This window comes from Pseudomonas sp. BSw22131, assembly GCF_026810445.1.
GTDB lineage: Bacteria > Pseudomonadota > Gammaproteobacteria > Pseudomonadales > Pseudomonadaceae > Aquipseudomonas > Aquipseudomonas huanghezhanensis.
Map to the genome: position 1 here is coordinate 3,222,832 of NZ_CP113949.1, position 20,709 is coordinate 3,243,540.

General features: G+C 59.1%; 17 protein-coding genes. 14 read left to right on the forward strand and 3 right to left on the reverse strand.

Annotated features, from left to right (window positions below):
• The first annotated feature begins 327 nt into the window (after nt 1-327).
• Both OYW20_RS14335 and OYW20_RS14340 read left to right on the forward strand, forming a co-directional pair.
• Entirely contained in the window at nt 328-690 is a 363-nt protein-coding gene (locus tag OYW20_RS14335; protein ID WP_268796632.1) for a response regulator, read from the forward strand.
• Nucleotides 680-1,990: a glycosyltransferase gene (locus OYW20_RS14340; RefSeq protein ID WP_268796633.1), complete on the forward strand. Its 1,311-nt coding sequence runs from the start codon at nt 680-682 to the stop codon at nt 1,988-1,990. The genes OYW20_RS14335 and OYW20_RS14340 overlap by 11 nt, the downstream gene beginning before the upstream one ends.
• Nucleotides 1,991-2,112: 122 nt before the next feature.
• On the opposite strand, the gene cobF is transcribed toward OYW20_RS14340, so the two are convergent.
• Nucleotides 2,113-2,874: a precorrin-6A synthase (deacetylating) gene (gene cobF, locus OYW20_RS14345; protein WP_268796634.1), complete on the reverse strand. Its 762-nt coding sequence runs from the start codon at nt 2,872-2,874 to the stop codon at nt 2,113-2,115.
• A 132-nt stretch (nt 2,875-3,006) separates the two neighbouring features.
• Between cobF and OYW20_RS14350 the strand changes: the two genes are divergently transcribed.
• The 8 genes from OYW20_RS14350 to OYW20_RS14385 all read left to right on the forward strand — a co-directional run bounded on the left by OYW20_RS14350 (nt 3,007) and on the right by OYW20_RS14385 (nt 12,620).
• On the forward strand, nt 3,007-3,912 hold the full coding sequence (locus tag OYW20_RS14350; protein WP_268796635.1) for an AraC family transcriptional regulator: 906 nt from the start codon (nt 3,007-3,009) through the stop codon (nt 3,910-3,912).
• Nucleotides 3,913-4,157: 245 nt separating this feature from the next.
• The gene (locus tag OYW20_RS14355; RefSeq protein WP_268796636.1) at nt 4,158-5,471 is read left to right on the forward strand and encodes an ABC transporter substrate-binding protein; all 1,314 of its coding nucleotides are present in this window, start codon (nt 4,158-4,160) and stop codon (nt 5,469-5,471) included.
• 88 nt (nt 5,472-5,559) lie between these two features.
• Entirely contained in the window at nt 5,560-6,492 is a 933-nt protein-coding gene (locus tag OYW20_RS14360) for a carbohydrate ABC transporter permease (RefSeq protein WP_268796637.1), read from the forward strand.
• 10 nt (nt 6,493-6,502) lie between these two features.
• Nucleotides 6,503-7,336, forward strand: a complete 834-nt coding sequence (locus tag OYW20_RS14365) for a carbohydrate ABC transporter permease (protein ID WP_268796638.1) — start codon at nt 6,503-6,505, stop codon at nt 7,334-7,336.
• A gap of 154 nt (nt 7,337-7,490) precedes the next feature.
• Nucleotides 7,491-8,594: an ABC transporter ATP-binding protein gene (locus OYW20_RS14370; RefSeq protein ID WP_268796639.1), complete on the forward strand. Its 1,104-nt coding sequence runs from the start codon at nt 7,491-7,493 to the stop codon at nt 8,592-8,594.
• A 48-nt stretch (nt 8,595-8,642) separates the two neighbouring features.
• Nucleotides 8,643-10,160, forward strand: a complete 1,518-nt coding sequence (locus tag OYW20_RS14375) for a mannitol dehydrogenase family protein (RefSeq protein ID WP_268796640.1) — start codon at nt 8,643-8,645, stop codon at nt 10,158-10,160.
• A gap of 7 nt (nt 10,161-10,167) precedes the next feature.
• A complete protein-coding gene (xylB, locus tag OYW20_RS14380; protein ID WP_268796641.1) occupies nt 10,168-11,649 on the forward strand; it encodes a xylulokinase in 1,482 nt (493 codons plus the stop codon).
• Between the two features lie 32 nt (nt 11,650-11,681).
• On the forward strand, nt 11,682-12,620 hold the full coding sequence (locus OYW20_RS14385) for a carbohydrate kinase family protein (protein WP_268796642.1): 939 nt from the start codon (nt 11,682-11,684) through the stop codon (nt 12,618-12,620).
• 70 nt (nt 12,621-12,690) lie between these two features.
• Here OYW20_RS14385 and OYW20_RS14390 read toward each other — a convergent pair whose 3' ends face one another.
• The gene (locus OYW20_RS14390; RefSeq protein ID WP_268796643.1) at nt 12,691-13,299 is read right to left on the reverse strand and encodes a hypothetical protein; all 609 of its coding nucleotides are present in this window, start codon (nt 13,297-13,299) and stop codon (nt 12,691-12,693) included.
• 222 nt (nt 13,300-13,521) lie between these two features.
• On the opposite strand from OYW20_RS14390, the gene OYW20_RS14395 reads away from it, so the two are divergent.
• Nucleotides 13,522-13,806: a DUF3253 domain-containing protein gene (locus OYW20_RS14395; protein ID WP_268796644.1), complete on the forward strand. Its 285-nt coding sequence runs from the start codon at nt 13,522-13,524 to the stop codon at nt 13,804-13,806.
• A 523-nt stretch (nt 13,807-14,329) separates the two neighbouring features.
• Here the strand turns inward: OYW20_RS14395 and OYW20_RS14400 are convergent.
• Entirely contained in the window at nt 14,330-17,218 is a 2,889-nt protein-coding gene (locus tag OYW20_RS14400) for a sensor domain-containing phosphodiesterase (protein WP_268796645.1), read from the reverse strand.
• Nucleotides 17,219-17,588: 370 nt separating this feature from the next.
• Between OYW20_RS14400 and OYW20_RS14405 the strand changes: the two genes are divergently transcribed.
• The 3 genes from OYW20_RS14405 (at nt 17,589) to OYW20_RS14415 (ending at nt 20,701) form a co-directional block, all read left to right on the forward strand.
• A complete protein-coding gene (locus OYW20_RS14405) occupies nt 17,589-18,659 on the forward strand; it encodes an NAD(P)-dependent alcohol dehydrogenase (protein ID WP_268796646.1) in 1,071 nt (356 codons plus the stop codon).
• Between the two features lie 375 nt (nt 18,660-19,034).
• Nucleotides 19,035-19,718, forward strand: coding sequence for a (2Fe-2S)-binding protein (locus tag OYW20_RS14410; protein ID WP_268796647.1), 684 nt, complete (start codon nt 19,035-19,037; stop codon nt 19,716-19,718).
• Nucleotides 19,718-20,701 carry an FAD binding domain-containing protein gene (locus tag OYW20_RS14415; protein ID WP_268796648.1) on the forward strand — a complete coding sequence of 328 codons (984 nt, stop codon included), beginning with the start codon at nt 19,718-19,720 and terminating at the stop codon, nt 20,699-20,701. Before OYW20_RS14410 ends, OYW20_RS14415 begins: the two co-directional genes overlap by 1 nt.
• The last annotated feature ends 8 nt before the right edge of the window (nt 20,702-20,709 follow it).

The window sequence follows — 20,709 nt, forward strand, 5'->3', positions numbered from 1 at the left end:
GTCACGATTTGGCTAATAAGGTCCTTTGAGGTGCCTGAGAGGCCCTGTATTCATTGGGCTGAGGAAACATCTTGTGGTTTGCCGTAAACTTCATCAAAAAACTCTGACTTCCTACATATAAAATGGAATTTTCAGACAAAAAATGTAGGACGCACGCGATATTTATATCCGTATGGATTTTTAATAGCGACACAGAAAACCCATACGGATAGATAAACCCACCGCTTGGATGGCTTGAGGCGTTCCAAGATTTTGTTGCGACAGTCAATTTATGTACAAGCGGGCACGGCCATGACGGCCCTGAACTTGCTATTTTAAGGAAACACAATGCCTCATCCAGCCAGCACCCTCCTTGTGGTAGAAGACGATGCCATCGTGCGCATGTTGATCGTCGATGTGCTTGAAGAGCTCGAATACACCGTACTTGAGGCCGCTGACGGCGCCGAGGCACTGTCGTATCTCGATAACAGCAACACGGTGATCGACTTGTTGATGACCGACAAAGGCCTGCCTGACATGGATGGTATCGAACTGGCGCAAAAGGCACGCGAACTTCGCCCCTTGCTCCCCGTCCTGTTTGCCAGCGGTTACGCTGAAAACATTGATGCCCCAGCCGACATGCACGTGATCGGCAAACCGTTTTCCATCGATCAACTGCGCGACAAAGTGAAAAGCATTCTTGGCCACTGATACCCTTTCCATCCGCGACGCCGCCACACGTGTGCTGATCATTGGCTACGTTTGGCCGGAACCGCGGTCCTCGGCGGCCAGCGGCCATGTGATGCAGGTCATCGATTGTTTTTTGGAGCATGGGTGGGACATCACCTTCGCCAGTGCAGCGAGCGAAGGTGAACACCGCGCCGACCTGGTGGCGATGGGCATTACCGAAGTGGCCATCGAACTCAATAACAGCAGCTTCGACAGGTTCGTCAGCGAACTGCAGCCGGATGTGGTGCTTTTCGATCAGTTCCTGATGGAAGAACAGTTTGGCTGGCGGGTGGAGAAGCATTGCCCGCAAGCGATACGGGTGCTGGAAACCTGCGATCTGCAGAGCCTGCGCCACAGCCGTCATCATCTGGTCAAACAGCAACTCAGTGTGTGCGACGGCTCGGATCCCTCATTCGATATTTTCGCTGTGCCGGACGAGGTGCTGTTCTCGCACATGGCGCAGTCGGACGTCGCCCAGCGCGAAATTGCCGCTTTCTATCGCTGCGACCTGAGCCTTGTGGTGTCAGACGTTGAAATGGCTTTACTGAGTCGACTGTTTCAGCTGCCGCCGAGCCTGCTTCACTGGTGCCCTTTGATGCTGCGCGACACTGTCCATCAGCCCAAAGCGTTCGAAGATCGCGCACACTTTTTGAGCATCGGTAACTTTCGGCACGCGCCCAACTGGGACGCGGTGTTGTGGCTCAAAAATGCGATATGGCCTTTGATTCGTCAGCAACTGCCTTCGGCTCAATTGCACATCTACGGCGCCTACACGCCGCCCAAGGCCACTGCACTGCACAATGCCTCGCAGGGATTTCACGTGATGAACTGGGCTGAAGACGCGCTGGAAGTGATGAGCAATGCCCGTGTGTCGCTGGCGCCGTTGCGTTTTGGGGCGGGGATAAAAGGCAAGGTTGTCGACGCGATGATGTGCGGCACGCCAACTGTGACAACCCCGGTCGGCGCTGAGGCTATGCACGGCGATCTACCCTTCGCCGGTGCCGTCGCCAACACCGCCGAGGCACTGGCCGCTGAAGCAGTACGGTTGTACAAAGATCCCATCGCCTGGGCGCAGGCTCAACAAGCCGGCTTTGACCTGCTGCACGCACGCTTTAGTCAGGAACAGCACTGCGCTTCGTTGATCGCCCGAATCGAGGCCGTGCGCAACGATCTCGCCGCGCATCGCATCGCCAACTTCACCGGCGCCATGCTTCGCCATCATCAGCACAAGAGCACGCAGTACATGGCGCAGTGGATCGAGGCGAAGAATCGCACGGTGTGAATGCGACAGCCGGTGAGCGGAGGCTGAGGCATCTATCAGCTCCGGCCTAATCGCGAGCGAGCGCTGGCAGTCACCAGGCCGCACGATGGACACTTGTTGTAGCGAGTCTTGCCCGCTAAGGCTCAATCCAGATTCCGACGCAATAAATACGTATCCATAATCCAGCCCTTCGCCGCCCGCGCATCGGCACGAATTGCCCCGATCTGCTCACTGACGTCACTCAACGGGCCGTTGATCAATATCTCGTCCGAGGTGCCGAGATAAGCGCCCCAGTAAATGTGCAAATCCTGATCGACGAAGCGTTCGAACGTGCAATGCGCATCCAGCATCACCACCACATTGTCGATGTCAGCCCCATCCGACTGGGCGAGTTGTCGGCCGGTGGTGATATGAATGGGTTCGCCGATGCGATTGAGGGGGATACGGTGTTGCGCCGCCAAAGCCTGAACGCTGGTGATGCCAGGGATGACCTCGTAATCGAACACTTCAGCCCCACGCCGAAGCACCCGGTCCAGAATGCGTAGCGTGCTGTCGTACAACGACGGGTCGCCCCACACCAGAAACGCTCCGGTTTCACCCTCCCCGACCTCCTGCGAGATCAACCGCTCAAACAACACCGCCCGCTGCTCATGCCAGGTCTCGATGCCCGCCTGATAAGAAGCAAGATCGGCCTCTCGCTGTGGGTCCTGTACCTGCACCAGCCGGTAATCATTACCCTCGATGTAGCGCTCGCAGATATCCTTTCGCAGGCCCAGCAACGCGTCCTTCGTCAGGCCCTTATCGAGGATGAAAAACACCTGCGTGCGGTTCAGCGCCTTGATCGCCTGAACCGTGATGTAGTCGGGATTACCCGCACCAATACCGATGAGGTGGATCTTTTTCATTGAGCAACCATGCCTGAGGCGCGCCATTCGCAGTCCATCGACACAATGGACACCTTTTGCCATACAGATGTATCTATTCTTCAAATAGTGCACATTACCTCCCAACGCCACCCTCTCCAGACCGGCACTCGCATGACCAGAACAACAAGAGTCACCGACCCTTCCTACGAGCTGATGGACGACCACAACGGGTTGTCGATCATTTACCGCGAACACGGCTTCCCGTGTCCGCTGGTGCGCTGGCATTTCCACAAGGAATACGAGCTGCACCTGATCACCGCCAGCTCAGGCAAGGTGTTCGTGGGGGACTACATCGGTAACTTTTACCCCGACACACTGTTTCTCACCGGGCCGAACCTGCCGCACAACTGGATCAGCCAGATCGAAGAAAACGAGGTCGTACCCAAGCGCGACATGCTGGTGAACTTCACCGACGATTTGCTCGAAAGCGGCAATCAGGTATTCGCTGAGCTGCGCACGCTGACGCCGCTGCTGGAGCGCGCGCAGCACGGCATCGAGTTTCGCTGCAAACGCACGATTCGCCAGGCCACGCGGCTGATGCAAAAAATTGCCGAATCCAGTGGCATGACCCGGCTGGGTCACTTTTTCATCCTGCTGGAGTTGCTCGCCGCCAGCGACGACTATCAGTTGCTATCCGGCACCACCGCGCCGCAAACCGCCGACGAGCACAGTATTGATCGCACCAACAAGGCGGTGGATTACATCTTCGCCCATTACGCTCGCGAGCTGCCCCTCGAAGAAGTGGCCGAGTACCTGCACATGAAGCCGACGTATTTCTCCCGGGTGTTCAAACAGGCCACGGGGCGCTGCTTTGTCGAGTTCGTGAACCGGCTGCGCATCAGTAAATCCTGCGAGCTTCTGGCCGATGGCGACAAGCCAGTGACAGATGTGTGTTTCGAGTCCGGATTCAACAACATTTCCAACTTCAACCGACGCTTTCAGAAGCTCAAGGGCATGACGCCGTCGCACTACCGCCGACTCGCCGTTCAGCGTCTGACCGAACAAAACCTGTACTGATCTGCCCCGCTTTTCCTACCCTCGACTACGCTGCAAGGGCGCCACGCCATGACCGAGCGCAATCTTGTGGCGTGGACGCACGAACTCTCAGTGCAAAAAAGTATCAGTTCAAGTGTCTCGCAGGATTTGTCATTGCCCGTGCAGACCGTTGTAATCAGTCCAACTTCTTTCGGGCCTCCTGGAAGAACACAAAAACAATAAACCTATCCTTCTGTCGCTCTGCGAGTGCAGAAGAGGAGTGATAAATGAAGACCTCTGCAAAAGTGCTGCTGGCTGGTACCTGTCTGACTCTCTCCACCCTCGCCTGCGCTGGCGACGTCACTATCGCGACCGTCAACAACAGCGACATGATTCGCATGCAGAAGCTCTCGAAGACCTTCGAAGCTCAACACCCCGACATCAAACTCAAGTGGGTCGTTCTGGAAGAGAACGTGCTGCGCCAACGCCTGACCACCGACATTGCCACCAACGGCGGTCAGTTCGACGTTCTGACCATCGGCATGTACGAAGCGTCACTCTGGGGCGCCAAGGGCTGGTTGCAAGAGCAGAAAGATTTGCCAGCGTCCTACGCGCTGGACGACGTATTCCCCTCCGTGCGTGACGGTCTTTCCGTCGATGGCAAATTGTTTGCCCTGCCGTTCTATGCCGAAAGCTCGATCACCTATTACCGCACCGACCTGTTCAAAGCGGCTGGCCTGACCATGCCGGAGCGTCCAACGTGGACGCAGATTGCCGAGTTCGCTGACAAGCTGACCGACAAATCCAAAGAGCAGTACGGTATCTGCCTGCGTGGCAAAGCGGGCTGGGGCGAGAACATGGCGCTGATCAGCACCGTCGCCAACTCGTTCGGTGCGCGCTGGTTCGATGAACAATGGAAGCCGCAGTTCGACCAGCCTGAATGGAAGAACGCGCTTAATTTCTACGTCAACGTGATGAAAAAAGACGGCCCTCCCGGCGCGTCGAGCAACGGTTTCAACGAAAACCTGGCGCTTTTCAACAGTGGCAAGTGCGCGATCTGGGTCGATGCCAGCGTCGCCGGCTCGTTCGTGACCGACAAGACTCAAAGCAAGGTCGCAGACAACGTCGGCTTCACCTACGCCCCGCATGAAGTCACAGACAAAGGCTCGGCCTGGTTGTATTCGTGGGCTCTGGCGATCCCGACCAGCGCGAAGAATCAGAAAGATGCCCAGGCGTTCACCCAGTGGGCGACCTCCAAAGAGTACGCAGCGCTGGTCGCCGAGAAAGACGGCGTGTCCAACGTTCCACCTGGCACCCGCGCATCGACCTACACCGATGCGTACAAAAAAGCTGCGCCGTTCGCCAACATCACCCTGGAATCGCTCAAGGCTGTGACGCCTAAGTCGCCGACCCTCAAGCCGGTGCCGTACGTGGGCATACAGTTGGTGACCATTCCTGAGTTCCAGGCGATTGGCACCTCGGTCGGTCAGCAGTTCTCCGCGGCACTGGTCGGCAGCAGCACCGTGGACGCAGCACTTAGCAATGCGCAGACCGCAACCGAACGCGACATGAAGCGCGCGGGATACCCGAAAAAGGGCTGACCTCAGTCGTTAGCACAGGTCACAGTCGCCCGGGGGCACATCGCCCCCGGCGACACCGCTCAAGCGTCTGCCAAGGTTCGGAGTCATCATGAATACCTCAACCCTCCCCCCACGCGTGGAAACTTCCAGCGACAAGCGTCACGCCAAAGGTAGCGTGACCAAACCCGGCTGGTTCCTGGTCAGCCCGTCGGTGCTGTTGTTGCTGATCTGGATGATCGTCCCGCTGGGCATGACGATCTATTTCTCGCTGATTCGCTACAACCTTCTCAACCCCGGCGAAGAAGAGTTTGTCGGCCTTGAGAACTTCCACTATTTCATCACTGACAGCGGGTTCATTCCCGGTGCCACTAACACCTTGCTGCTGGTGGGCAGTGTCCTGCTGATCAGCGTAGTCCTCGGCGTGCTGATCTCTGCGTTGCTGGAAGCCAGCGAGTTTTTCGGACGCGGCATTGTGCGCGTGCTGCTGATTTCGCCGTTTTTCATCATGCCAACGGTCAGCGCGTTGATCTGGAAAAACCTGATTTTCCACCCGGTTTCCGGAATTCTCGCCTGGGTGTGGAAGCTGTTCGGCGCCCAACCCATCGACTGGCTGGCCAATTACCCGCTGCTGTCGATCATCATTATTGTGTCTTGGCAGTGGCTGCCGTTCGCGATCCTGATCCTGATGACGGCCATGCAGTCTCTGGACCAGGAACAGAAGGAAGCCGCGCGCCTGGACGGTGCCGGTCCGATTGCGATCTTCTGGCACCTGACGCTGCCACACCTGGCGCGTCCAATTGCGGTGGTGGTGATGATCGAAACCATCTTCCTGCTCTCGGTGTTCGCTGAAATCTTCACCACCACCAACGGCGGTCCGGGGTTTGCTTCGACCAACCTGGCGTACCTGATCTACAACCAGGCGCTGCTGCAATTCGACGTGGGCATGGCGTCCGCCGGCGGTTTGATCGCCGTGGTCATCGCCAACATTGCCGCCATCATCCTGATTCGGATGATCGGCAAAAACCTCACTGACAAGTCCTGAGGGCCCGATCATGATGACGCTCAAACAATCCCGTCGCCTCCAAAGCGTGATGCTCGGCACCTTGTCGTGGCTGGTCGCGGCGCTGATCTTCTTCCCGATTTTCTGGATGGTCCTGACCAGTTTCAAGACCGAGATCGACGCCTTCGCCACGCCGCCGCAGTTCTTCTTCACGCCAACGCTGGAAAACTACCTGCACATTCAGGAGCGCAGTGATTACTTCCACTTCGCCTGGAACTCGGTCCTGATTTCCTTCAGCGCCACGGCACTGGCCCTGTTGATCGCGGTGCCGGCGGCCTACTCGATGGCCTTCTTCGAAACCAAACGCACCAAGAGCACGCTGCTGTGGATGCTCTCGACCAAGATGCTGCCGCCGGTGGGCGTGTTGATGCCGATCTATCTGCTGGCCAAGACCTTTGGCCTGCTGGATTCACGCATTGCGCTGATCGTGATCTACACGCTGATCAACCTGCCGATTGTGGTCTGGATGATTTACACCTACTTCAAGGATATTCCTGGCGAAATTCTCGAAGCCTCACGGCTGGACGGCGCCAGCACCCGGCAAGAGATCTTCAAGGTGCTGATCCCGATCTGCAAAGGCGGCCTGGCGTCGACGGCGCTGCTGTCGCTGATTCTGTGCTGGAACGAGGCGTTCTGGTCGCTGAACCTGACCTCGTCTAACGCTGCGCCACTGACCGCGCTGATCGCGTCTTACTCAAGCCCTGAAGGCCTGTTCTGGGCCAAGTTGTCCGCCGTCTCGACCCTTGCATGTGCGCCGATTCTGATTTTCGGCTGGATCAGCCAAAAACAACTGGTACGCGGCCTGTCGTTTGGTGCGGTGAAATAAGTTGTGTAGACGGACTTCCACCCTGTAGGAGCGCGCTTGCCCGCGATCGCGATTTTTCAGGTAATGAAATCGTCGCTGACCCAACGCCATCGCGGGCAAGCGCGCTCCTACAAAACGTTTACCGTCATTCTCAAGAATAAGACTGGAGCCCCACATGGCTAACCTGACAATCAGAAATCTGCAAAAAGGCTTCGACGGCCACCAGATCATCAAAGGCATCGATCTGGACGTCAAAGACCGTGAATTCGTGGTCTTCGTCGGCCCGTCGGGGTGTGGCAAATCCACGCTGTTGCGGTTGATCGCAGGCCTTGAAGACGTGACCTCCGGCACCATAGAACTCGATGGCCGTGACATCACCCAGGTCACCCCGGCCAAACGCGACCTGGCGATGGTGTTTCAGACCTATGCCCTCTACCCGCACATGACGGTGGGCAAAAACCTGTCGTTCGCACTGGACCTGGCAGGCGGCGACAAAGCTGAAATCAAGCGCAAGGTCGATGAGGCCGCACGCATTCTTGAGCTGGGCCCACTGCTGGAGCGCAAGCCCAAGCAGTTGTCGGGCGGGCAGCGTCAACGCGTGGCGATTGGTCGAGCCATCGTGCGTAATCCGAAAATTTTCCTGTTCGACGAACCGCTGTCCAACCTCGACGCGGCACTGCGCGTGCAGACCCGCCTTGAGCTGTCACGCCTGCACAAAGAGCTGCAGGCGACGATGATTTACGTGACTCACGATCAGGTCGAAGCCATGACCCTGGCCGACAAAGTGGTGGTGCTCAATGGCGGCAAAGTGGAGCAGGTCGGCTCGCCGCTGGAGCTGTATCACCACCCGGCCAACCTGTTTGTCGCAGGCTTCCTCGGCACACCGAAAATGGGCTTCCTGAAGGGCAACGTCAGCGCGGTGCATTCAACTGGTTGCGAAGTCACGCTGGACGCCGGCACCACCATCAGCCTGCCCTTGAGCAATGCGCGGCAAAGCGTCGGTGACCCGGTGACGCTGGGCATCCGCCCTGAGCACCTTGAGCTGGCAAAGGACGGCGACACCCAGTTGAGCGTCATCGCCGACGTCAGCGAGCGCCTGGGCAGCGACACCTACTGCCATGTCCGCACCCAGGCTGGCGAGATGCTGACCATGCGTATTCGTGGCGACCTCGCCAGCCAGTACGGCGAAACCCTGAACCTGCACCTGGACAGCGCTCACTGCCACCTGTTCGACGCACAGGGCCAGGTCATCGGCAAAGCCCTGCAAGCGGTCGCCTGAGTCACGACGGCCCTCGGTCATCGCGCCCAATATTTCGAGATCCAAGTCATGAAACTGAATAAGCAAAACCTGTCGCAGCTGGACAAAAGCGTTGTCCTGCCCTCTTACACACTGGATCAGCGCCGCCAAGGAATCGCACACATCGGCGTCGGTGGATTTCATCGCGCGCATCAGGCGTTCTATACCGACGCCCTGATGAACCTCGGTGCTACAGAAGGCACCGGCGAAGGCCTGGACTGGGCGATTTGCGGGGTCAGCCTGCGTGAAGAAGACCGTGCCAATTTCGACGCGCTGCAAAGCCAGGACTTTCTCTTCACGCTGTTCGAACTGGGCGACACGCCGGACACCGAAACCCGCATCATCGGGTCGATGGACCAGATGCTGATGTCCACCGACAACGACCTGGCGCTGATCGACAAACTGGCCAGCCCGGACATCCGCATCGTCTCGCTGACCATCACCGAGGGCGGTTATTGCATCGACGACAGCACCGGCGAGTTCATGAGCCATCTGCCGCAGATCCAGTACGACCTGGCGCACCCGGCTACACCAAAAACCGTGTTCGGTTACTTGTGCGCAGCCCTCAGCAAACGCCGCGCCGAAGGCACGCCTGCGTTCACGCTGATGTCGTGCGATAACCTGCCGCACAACGGCGGCGTGACACGCAAAGCGTTGCTGGCTTTCGCCAAACTGCGTGATCCGCAATTGCACGACTGGATCGCCGAACAGGTCAGCTTTCCCAACGCCATGGTTGACCGCATCACGCCGATGACGAGCACCGCGCACCGCCTGCAACTGCACGATCAGAAAGGCATCGACGATGCCTGGCCGGTGGTTTGCGAACCGTTCGTGCAATGGGTACTGGAGGACAAGTTCGTCAATGGCCGCCCCGCCTGGGAAAAGGTCGGCGTGCAATTCACCGACGACGTCACGCCCTATGAAGAAATGAAGATCAAATTGCTCAACGGCAGCCATCTGGCGCTGACGTATCTGGGTGCGCTGAAGGGTTATCGCTTTGTTCACGAAACCATGAACGACCCTTTGTTCGTGGAGTACATCCGCACGTACATGGACCGCGACGTCACCCAGCAACTGCCTTCTGTGCCGGGCATTGATCTTGAGAGCTACAAGGACACGCTGATCGAGCGCTTTTCCAATCAGGCCATTGCTGACCAACTGGAACGCGTGTGTTCGGATGGGTCGTCGAAATTCCCGAAATTCACCGTGCCGACGATCAACCGGCTGATTCTCGACGACGGCAATCTGGATCGCGCCTCGCTGGTGGTCGCTGCCTGGGCGCTGTATTTGCAGGGTAACCGCACGGGGGATTTCAAGGGCGAAAACGGCGTCGAGTACAAGATCGTCGATCCGCGCGCGGACTTCTGCAAAGCGCTGGTGACAGACGACGTGCTGGTCACTCAACGCCTGCTGGAAGTGGAAGAGATATTTGGCGCGGCGATTCCGAAATCACCGGCGTTCGTGGCATCGTTCGAAAAAAACCTGAACAGCCTGAAGCAGCTGGGCGTCAGCAAAACCCTGGAAAAACTGTTAGGCAAAAACGCCTGAGGTGAGCATGTTTCTCGGAATCGATTGCGGTACACAAGGCACAAAAGCCATCGTCCTCGATGCCGTCAATGGCAAGGTGCTCGGCGAAGGATCAGGCGCACACAACATGATCAGCGGCGCCAACGGGCGTCGCGAACAAGATGTCCAGCAGTGGCTGGACGCGTTCGAGCGGGCGACCGCCGAGGCTTTGAAGCAGGCCGGCGTGTCCGGTTCGCAGATCCTTGGCATTGGCGTTTCAGGCCAGCAACACGGTTTGGTGATGATCGATGAACTGGGTCACGTGCTGCGCCCCGCAAAACTGTGGTGCGACACTGAATCCGCCCCGCAAAACGATCGACTGCTTGACTATCTGGGCGGCGAGGCAGGCTCGCTGGAGCGTCTGGGCATCGTCATCGCGCCGGGTTACACCGTCTCGAAGCTGCTGTGGACCCAAGAGCATTTCCCCGAGCTGTTCGCCCGGATCGACAAGATCCTGCTGCCCCACGACTTCCTGAATTACTGGCTGACCGGGCGCTGCTGCAGTGATTACGGCGACTCGTCGGGTACTGGCTACTTCAATGTGCGCACCCGTGAATGGGACGTGGACATCCTCAATCACATCGACTCGAGCGGACGTCTGGTCAGGGCGTTGCCAACGTTGCTGGAGGCCGATCAGTCGGTCGGGACGATCCTGCCAGCGATTGCCGAGCGCCTCGGCCTCAATCCCGATGCCATCGTTTCAAGCGGCGGCGGCGACAACATGATGGGCGCCATCGGGACCGGCAACATCGCCCCGGGGCTGATCACCATGAGCCTTGGCTCGTCAGGAACGGTGTACGCGTACGCCGACCAGGCAAGCGTCAGCGACCAGCCTTCAGTGGCCACCTTCTGTTCGTCGTCCGGGGGCTGGCTGCCGCTGATCTGCACCATGAACCTGACCAACGCCACGGGCGCCATTCGAGAGCTGTTCGCGCTGGACATCGCTGCGTTCAACGAGGCTGTGTCGGCTGCGCCGATTGGCGCGCAAGGCGTGCTGATGCTGCCATTCCTGAACGGCGAACGCGTGCCCACCCTGCCCCACGCCACTGGCAGTATTCATGGGCTGGACAGCACCAACCTGAGCCAGGCCAACCTGTGCCGCGCCGTGGTTGAAGGCACGACCTTCGGCCTGCGTTACGGCCTGGACCTGCTGCGCGACAGCGGCATCAAAAGCGCAAACATTCGCCTGATTGGCGGCGGTGCGAAAAGCGCCGTGTGGCGCCAGATCGTCGCGGACATCATGGACACCCCGGTGATCTGCACCACCGGCAGCGAAGCTGCCGCGTTAGGCGCAGCGATTCAGGCGGCGTGGTGTCAGTCGCAGACCGCTGGCGAAGGCCAGTCATTGCAGGCATTGTGCGAGCGCTGCGTCAGCCTTGAGCCGAGCAGCGAAACCCGACCCATCGCCGAAAACGTCGCGGCCTATCACAGCGTTTATCAGCACTACCGCCAACAATTGCAGGGCCTCTGACGACCCACCTCGTCGGCCATAATGGAGCACCTATGTATCTCGTCTGTGGCGAAGCACTGTTCGATTTTTTCAGCCAGCCGGACAGCAGCGGTCAAAGCAACAAACTGGGCTTTCAGGCGATAGCCGGCGGCTCGCCCTTCAACGTGGCCGTGGGCTTGCGGCGGCTTGGGGTAGAGGCCGGGTTTTTCGCCGGCATCTCGACCGACTACCTCGGTCGCCGCCTGGTCACCGTGCTTGAGGAAGAAGGCGTGCGCGACGATTTCCTCGTGCATATCGACGCGCCGACCACGCTGGCCATGGTTGCGGTGGGCAAAGACGGCTCTCCGCATTACAGCTTCCGGGGCGAAGGCTGCGCGGACCGGCTGTTGACCCTTGAGCATCTGCCGACGCTGGACGACAGCGTACGCGGTCTGCATGTGGGCTCGTTTTCACTGGTGGTGCAACCGGTGGCCGATGCGCTGCTGACGCTGGTGCAGCGCGAAAGCGGCAAGCGCCTGATCACTTTCGACCCCAACGTGCGACTCAATCCGGCGCCCAGCATCGATTTGTGGCGCAGCCAGGTCAGCAAGTTCGCCGCGCACGCGCACATCATCAAAGTAAGTGATGAGGACTTGAGTCTGTTATACCCGGACCACGATGCCGAATCCGTCGCCAAAGGCTGGCTCAAGGACAACTGTCAGATCGTGATCATGACCCGCGGCCGTCAAGGCGCGAGCATCTTCACTCGTGACAAAGGCACTTGGTCGGTGCCCGCCCGTGAAGTTGTCACGGCAGACACCGTCGGCGCCGGCGACACCTTTCAGGCAGCGTTGATCACCTTCCTCACCGAGCGCCAACTGGACACCCCGGCAAGCCTGCCAACGCTGGACCGCGACATCCTGACCGAAATGCTCAACTTCGCCGTCGCGGCCGCTGCCGTCACCTGCACCCGCGTCGGGCCGGACCTGCCGTATCGCGATCAGGTGGTGTGAGTTTGTGGTTGCGAGCTTCAGACTGCGAAGCTCGTAACCCGACCCAATCCAGCAATTCTGCTTTAGACCGTCAGACCATTTCAGCCTTGACCATGGCGATTTTCGCCGCAATTTCCTGTTGGGCGGTTTCAGCCTTTTGCTGGGTCACTTCAACGACCTTCTTGTCCACAGAGGCTTGTTCTTCGGGCGTCATGGCTTGGTATTGATCCTTGCTGACGCCGGTCAGTAACTGGCGAGCTTTTTCTGCGGCGGTCTGGCTCATGTAATCAAGGAGATCATCCTTGGCGGAGCCGACGCCTTGCGACGCGCTGTCCTGATTCGCGCTGGCCGCCAGCGCATCCATGCTGGATGAGGTGCCCGTCGCCACGCTGTCGGTTGTGGCCAGCTGCTTATCAGCACCTGCCACCATCGACGCCGCCGTTTGTGGGTTGATGGCATCCTCGGTAGAACCGGCCATCGCTGCCTTGAGATTGATCATCATCTTGGCGAACGCTTCATCGTACGTTTGCTGGCCTTGGGTGCCGCTTTGTGCCGACGTATCCGTGCTGGTCGAAACCGGCGCAACCGGAGCGGTGGTCATTGCCGCATTGGCAAACGCATCCTTGTCGCTGGTGTCCAGATTGGTATGCGCCACAGCCTTTGAGACGATGTGCTGAATGGCGCTGTTGCTGATAATCATCTTTTCCCCTCCTTCGGGTTGGAGATGCCACAGCGTATACAGCAAAACGGATGCCAGAACCGTCTGAATCCGCCAGACGCCCTGGCTGGCGGGTTTGCAGCATGCGGATGGGCATGACGAGAGCGAGGATGCGGCCTGGCGTTGCCGACGACGGCAGTAGATGGCCGCTGCAAGCACGCGTGCTTGCCGTCCATAGCGGATTTACTCCGGACGAGGATAACCATGTCGATCAGCGATACAGACATTGAGCACTGCATCACAACCTTGCTGGGCACGCGCGACGCGGCGTCATCCATTTGCCCGTCAGACCCAGCCCGTGCCCTGAGCGGCGATGAAGAAACCTGGCGAGGACTGATGCCCCGCGTCCGAGAAGTAGCCAGACAGATGGCGTCACGCGGCGTCATCCGCGTGACGCAGGGGGAGCACGAAGTGACCATCAACGAACAACTGCGCGGGCCAATTCGGCTTCGGCGCGGGACTGAAGCCAGACACCCTCGCCGTACCTGACACACCGCATACGCTGATCTTGCTGCCGGTACCCGGCAGATCGTCCGAATGCGGCCCAGAGACAAGCCTCGCGCCTACACCTTCGGCAGAAGCACCATGCCAGACCACCCCAAAACCCTGTAGGAGCGCACGAGCAACGCGAGGCCGCGATGGGTTGCGCAGCAGCCCTTAAGCCAGACACCCTCGCCGTACCTGACACATCGCATACGCAGGTTTCACTGCCGCTGCGCGCCAGATCGTCTGCAAGCTGGACTCCTACGCCCTCCGGGCAGAATCAAATCCAAACAAGCCTCGCTCCTAGGCCTTCGGCAGAAACCAGCGTCATAACGGGAGAGTGGCAGCCGCCAACGTAATACGCGCAATCTCACCCCTTCGGCAGAGGTGGCGCGATAACGCAAGGGCCTGGCAAGCTTCAGCCCACAGGGCGCGGGAGTTGGCTTGCAGACGATGGGTCCGGGGTCGCGTCCGACCGCAGCAGCCCTGAAACCAGACAGCCTCGATGTGCCTGAAATACCCCATCCGGTCAAATCAGCGAGCTCAGATCCAGTTTTTCCTGCGGCAACGGCACCGAGAAGTAGTAACCCTGCGCCTGCCCCGCGCCCATTTCCCGAAGCAACTCAAGGGTGGCAGCGTCTTCAACGCCTTCGGCAACAACGCTCAGGTCCAGCGATTCGGCCATGCGCACGATGGCACGCACAATCGCCCGGCTGCGCGGGCTGGTGGTCAATTCCAGGGTGAAGGATTTGTCGATTTTCAACCCGCTGAAGTGGTACTGGTGAACATAACTGAGCGACGAGAAACCTGCGCCGAAATCATCCAGTACCACCGACACACCATTGTCCGCCAGATGCTTCATGGCTTGGCGCGCCAGCTCCGGTTCGGCCACCAACGCACCCTCGGTCAGTTCCAGGCAGATGCGCGAAGGCTCGACCCCGTGCGATTGGAGCAGGCCAAGCACCTCACTGGAAAACTCAGGCCGGGTGATGCTGTAGCTCGAACAGTTAACGTGCACCGTCGGCCAATGCGCATGATCAGCCTGCGCCAGAATCGCCACCACGCTTTGCAACATGTAGAAATCCAGCCGACCAATCAGCCGCAGGCCTTCCAGCGCGGGCAGAAATTGCCCCGGTGCGATCACTCGACCGTCCGGTTGCCGCCAGCGAATCAATGCTTCCAGCGCAAGAATCCTGCCGCTCTCGACATCAATGATCGGCTGGAAATACGGCAGCAACTCATCGGTGCGCTTGAGCGCGTTGCGCAGCGCGCTTTCCTGCTCCATCTGATCGGAGACCTCGCGCCGCACTTCCTGGTTGAACACGGCGTAACTGTCGCGGCCAGCGTTTTTGACCCGGTACATGGCAGTGTCCGCATCGCGCAACAGGTCGGCCGGCTCTTGATGAAACTGTCGATCTGCACCCACTACGCCGATGCTGCAAGACGAAAATACTGCATGCCCGTCGATGTAGAACGGCAAGTCGAACACTTCGAGAATCCGCTCGGCAATGGACACGGTCACCTCTGGCAGGGCGCCGAACGCGAGCACTGCAAACTCGTCACCGCCCAGACGCGCCAGCAAGTCGTTGTCGCGCATGCAACTGCGCAAGCGATCGGCGGCCTGAACCAGCAACTGATCGCCGAAATGATGCCCAAGACTGTCGTTAACCATCTTGAACCGGTCCAGATCGATGAACATCACCACCAGCTCGCGACCGTCAATACAGAACGACTCCCACGCGGTGCGCAGTCGTTGCTGCAGATGGCTGCGGTTGGGAAGCGCGGTCAGCGAATCATGCGAGTTCTCGTGCTGGAGTTTGGCGTTGGCGTAATCCAGCTCACGGGTGCGGTCCTGCACTCGGGCCTCAAGCCTGAGATTGGCGGTATGAATCGCTTCGGCGGCGGTGCGTCGTGACAGCGCGGTGTCGATATGCCGCGACACGAACGTCAGCAGGTCCTGATCGCGCAACGAGTAGCTGACCCGCGTGGAGTAGCTCTGCACGGCCAGCACGCCACGCACCGTTTCGCCTTCGAACAGCGGAATACCCAGCCACGAACTGGAACGGTTGATATCATTTTGCGGGGTGATTTCGCCAATCCTTTCAAGGCGCCGGGCTTCATCAACGTCGATCAGACAGGGCCTGCGCTGACGAATCACGTACTCGGTCAACCCGCGCTCGCCACGCCGGGGGTTCGGCGGCTCGACCAGACGTTCATCGACGTAGTACGGGAACGTCACCTCCCCCGTCGTGTCATCAAACAACGCGATATAAAAGTTAAGCGCAAACAACAGGTCGCCGACGATGCCATGCAGGCTGCGAAACAACTCGGCCATGTCTCCTGGCTGGCTGGACAGCTCAGCAATCTGGAACAACGCGTTTTGCAGATGCTCGGCTCGCTCGCGGTCAGCCACTTCGCTGCGCAGCGCGTCATTGAGTCGAGACAGCTCAAGGGTGCGTCGCACGACCGTTTCTTCCAGATGCGCGCGCGCAAGAATCCGGTCCAGAGCCATCGCAACGTGTCGCGCAACCACCAGAAACAGTTCGCGGTCTTCAACGCTGTACACGCGCGACACGTCGTAGACCTGCATCGCCAACATGCCGAACACCTCGTCCGAGGCGTTCTTCAGCGGTGCGCCCATCCAGAACTCCGGACGGTGGCCGACGCAATAAAAGCGCTCGTGGGCCTGGGCCAATTCAATGCCGGCGGCGTCGACGAACAACGGCTGCCCGGACGTCAGTACATACCCGGTCATGGACATGCGCTTGCGGTCGAGAAACTCGTGGGTCTCGGCCTCCAGCGCCTCGGCGTCGGTGATGTCGATGTAATAGGGATACGTGATTTTTCCGCTGTGACTTTCGTACAGGGCCAGATACAGGTTTTCCGCGTCGATCATTGTCGACAGCTGCTGATGAACGCCGTGAAGAAATTCCGAGCGATCCCGCGTTGAGCTGGCCAGGTAGGTGATTTGATACAGCACGCGCTGCGTTGCCTGGGCCCGTGCCAGCGCATCGGTCTGCAGGTGCAAACCCATGCTGGAGGCCAGATCGGCCAGTTGCGGGTCATGGGCGTACCGGGCGGGCGCAATCAGCCAACCCAGTGCGCCCTCGCCACGCCCGGTCGCCCAACGGTGCAAACCCAGCCCTTGGCAAAACTCATCGAATGCGTTGCGCTGAATCTGACTCGGCCAGGACATTGTGGCGTCACCCTGCCCCAGCAAATGCATCTGCTCGCCTGCGCGATACGCGGCCCAGTTCAAGGGCGGTGCAGCGTGTTGAGTCACACGCAGCACATCTTCAAGGGTCTCTACGTGAACACTTGGCAACATCCGGGAAACGGTCTCGATAACGACCGCATCCGACGCGCCTTCGCTGATGTTCAATGGTCGTAGCTCGGGGTTCAAGACACGGGAATTCATGCGCGCTCCATTGCCAACGTGCGACAGGGCTATCTTCAAAAGGGTGTGACGGATTGTTGCAAGCGGCATAGTGCCATTTGCTGCCTATATTTACTGCCTGTTGCTACCTGGAAACGACAAAGGCGTCGGTTTTGAACCACTAATCGACTGCGGCTGGGCTTAGCGTCGTTTAGCTATGGGCTTAAACACCCGGAAATAAACGCTTCTAACCCCGGCGATGGCTGATCCGATTGCTCATGCGTGACATTTTTTACCACTCTCATTGCAGCGTCATGTCGAAGTAGCGTGATGAACCACTGACCTTTCGCCGCCTGAGCGTGTCTTTGTAAGCTGATGTATTTTTTTCGTGCCTCTCTGGAGATGATCGCAAATGAGCAAGACTTACAGTTATGCAGCGCAAAATCCCAAGGACAGCCTCAAGCCATTTCAGATCGAGCGCCGCGCGCCCGGCCCCGACGACGTGCAGATCGACATTCTGTACTGCGGCGTTTGTCACTCGGATTTGCACACCGCGCGCAACGAATGGAAAAACACGCTCTACCCGTCGGTGCCAGGTCATGAAATCGTCGGTCGAGTGACCGCGGTGGGCGCTGACGTCAAGCACTTCAAAGTGGGCGACCTGGCCGGTGTCGGCTGCATGGTGGACAGCTGCCAGCACTGCGCCTCATGCGCTGAAGGTGAAGAGCAATACTGCGAACACGGGTTTACCGGCACGTACAACGGACCGGTATTCGGCGGCGAAAACACCTTCGGCGGCTATTCCGACAGCATAGTCGTCAAAGAAAAGTTCGTGTTGCGCATCACCCACGGCGAAAACGCCAACCTCGCTGCCGTTGCGCCGCTGCTGTGTGCCGGCATCACCACTTACTCGCCGCTGCACCACTGGCAAGTTGGCCCGGGCACGAAAGTCGGGATCGTCGGCCTCGGCGGTCTGGGCCACATGGGCGTGAAAATTGCCCACGCCATGGGCGCGCATGTGGTGTTGTTCACCACCTCCCCCAACAAGCGCGAAGACGGCCTGCGTCTGGGCGCTGATGAAGTCATCGTTTCGAAAAACGCTGACGAGATGGCCACTCAGGCCAACAGTCTCGATTTCATTCTGAACACCGTGGCCGCGCCTCACGACCTCGACGCGTTCCTCAACCTGCTCAAGCGTGACGGCACCATGACGCTGGTCGGCGCACCGGACCATCCGCACCCGTCTCCTAACGTCTTCAACCTGATCTTCAAACGGCGCAGCCTCGCTGGCTCGTTGATTGGCGGCATTGAGGAAACCCAGGAAATGCTGGATTTCTGCGCCGAACACGGCATCGTTTCGGACATCGAGATGATCGCCATGAGCGAGATCAACGGCGCCTACGAGCGCATGCTCAAAGGCGACGTGAAGTATCGCTTCGTGATTGATATGGCCACGCTCAAGCAAGAAGTGTCAGCCGCCTGATCGAAGTATCCGGGCCGGTTCTGCAACAGACCGGCCCGGTCTTTGGTAACAAACTGTGAATCCCCCGCAAAATATCCGCAACCAACTGCCCCGCCCATGGGTCATTAAATTTGATCGGTAAAGCCGCTTAGGGCCCCGTCAACGCTCGATCAAAATCACCGCTGCCACAGCCCGGCATTAACCTCGCGCCGTGGCGCACCGGACTCATGAGAATAACTACACAGTCCATTCACTTTTTACATGAATGCGCGGACGTCCAATTGGCTAATGTCTCTGGCTTGACGCTTGCCAAGCGCATCACGCTGCCGTGCTCCCCTGCGCCCGCCCACCGTCGGACGCCGGGGCGTCGATTCAACGCTGACGAGAACCCTGTCAATGACCGACCAGCCTGACAAGAAAACATCTGATAAGAAGACAGAAAGCGAACCCTGCGGCCTGACCCGTTTCACAGTCCCTTCGCGCCGTAACTTTCTGAAATCCATTGGCGTATCGAGCCTTGCTGCCGCAACTGCACCCGTCTGGATGCAAGCCGTCGAAGCTCAGGCCGCCGTCGCCGACGACATCGACCCGCCCGCCAAAGACGAGCGCCGCATGACGCTCAAGGTCAATGGCCAGACCCACACCTTGAACCTGCCAGCCAACGCCGCCTTGCTGGATGTGTTGCGCGACCGCCTGCAACTCACCGGCACCAAAAAGGGCTGCGACAACGGCCAGTGCGGCGCCTGCACAATTCATGTCAACGGCGTGGCGATCAACTCGTGCCTGTCGCTGGCAGCCATGCACGAAGGCGACGACATCACGACCATCGAAGGCCTGGCCAACAACGGCAAACTGCACCCGGTTCAGGAAGCGTTCTGGGAACACGATGCCTACCAGTGCGGTTATTGCACGTCGGGGCAGATCATGAGCGCGGTCGCGGTGCTGCAAGACAAAACCATTGGTAAAGACGACCACAGCGTGCGCGAAGCCATGAGTGGCAACATATGCCGCTGCGGCGCCTACAAAAACATTCTGTCGGCCATCCAGTCTGCGCGGATCAAGCTACAGGAGGTGACCTGATGAGAGCCTTTGATTATGTGCGCGCAGGCAGTGTCGAACAGGCTGTCACCACGCACTCAAAAAGCGATTCGGCGTATTTTCTGGCGGGCGGCACCACCCTCCTCGACCTGGTCAAACTCAATGTAATGCCGGCTGACCAGGTCATCGACGTCAACCACCTGTCCCTCAATCAGATCGAAGTGCAGAAAGACGGCAGCATGCGGATCGGTGCACTGGTGACCAACACCGCGCTGGCCAACCACGAGCACATCAGCACTCACTATCAGGTCTTGTCCCAAGCCTTGCTGTCGGGCGCCACCACGCAGTTGCGCAACAAGGCGACCACCGCAGGCAATATGATGCAGCGCGTGCGTTGCAACTATTTCCGGGACGGCATTTCAGCGTGCAACAAACGCCAGCCGGGCTCGGGCTGCGCCGCCATCGACGGGCACAACCGCAGCGTGCATGCCGTGCTGGGCACCAGCGAGCAATGCATCGCGGCGCACCCGTCGGACATGTGCGTGGCGATGGCGGCTATCGGCGCCAGCGTTGAAGTGCAAGGGCCTAAAGGCAAGCGCAGCATCGATTTCCTGGACTTTCATCTGCTGCCAGGCTCAACGCCGTGGAAAGAACACGCCCTGCAAGAAGATGAGTTGATCACCCACGTGGTGCTCAATGCGCCGCTGGCCAATAACACTTCGGGCTATCTGAAGTTGCGCGACCGGGCGTCTTATCAGTTCGCCCTCGCGTCCAGCGCGGTGATTCTGGTGATGGACGGCGACAAAGTACGAGATGCCCGCATCGCACTGGGTGGCGTAGGCACCAAACCGTGGCGCGCACTGGAGGCCGAACGCGCCCTCAAAGGCACGCGGCTGACTGCGCAGAACATGGAGAACGCCGCAGCACTTGCGTTGCAGGGCGCCAGGCCTTACAGCCACAACGGCTACAAGATTCCGCTAGCGCAACAGGCAATCGTGCGCAATCTCACCACGTTGACTGCCTGAGAGGAGCA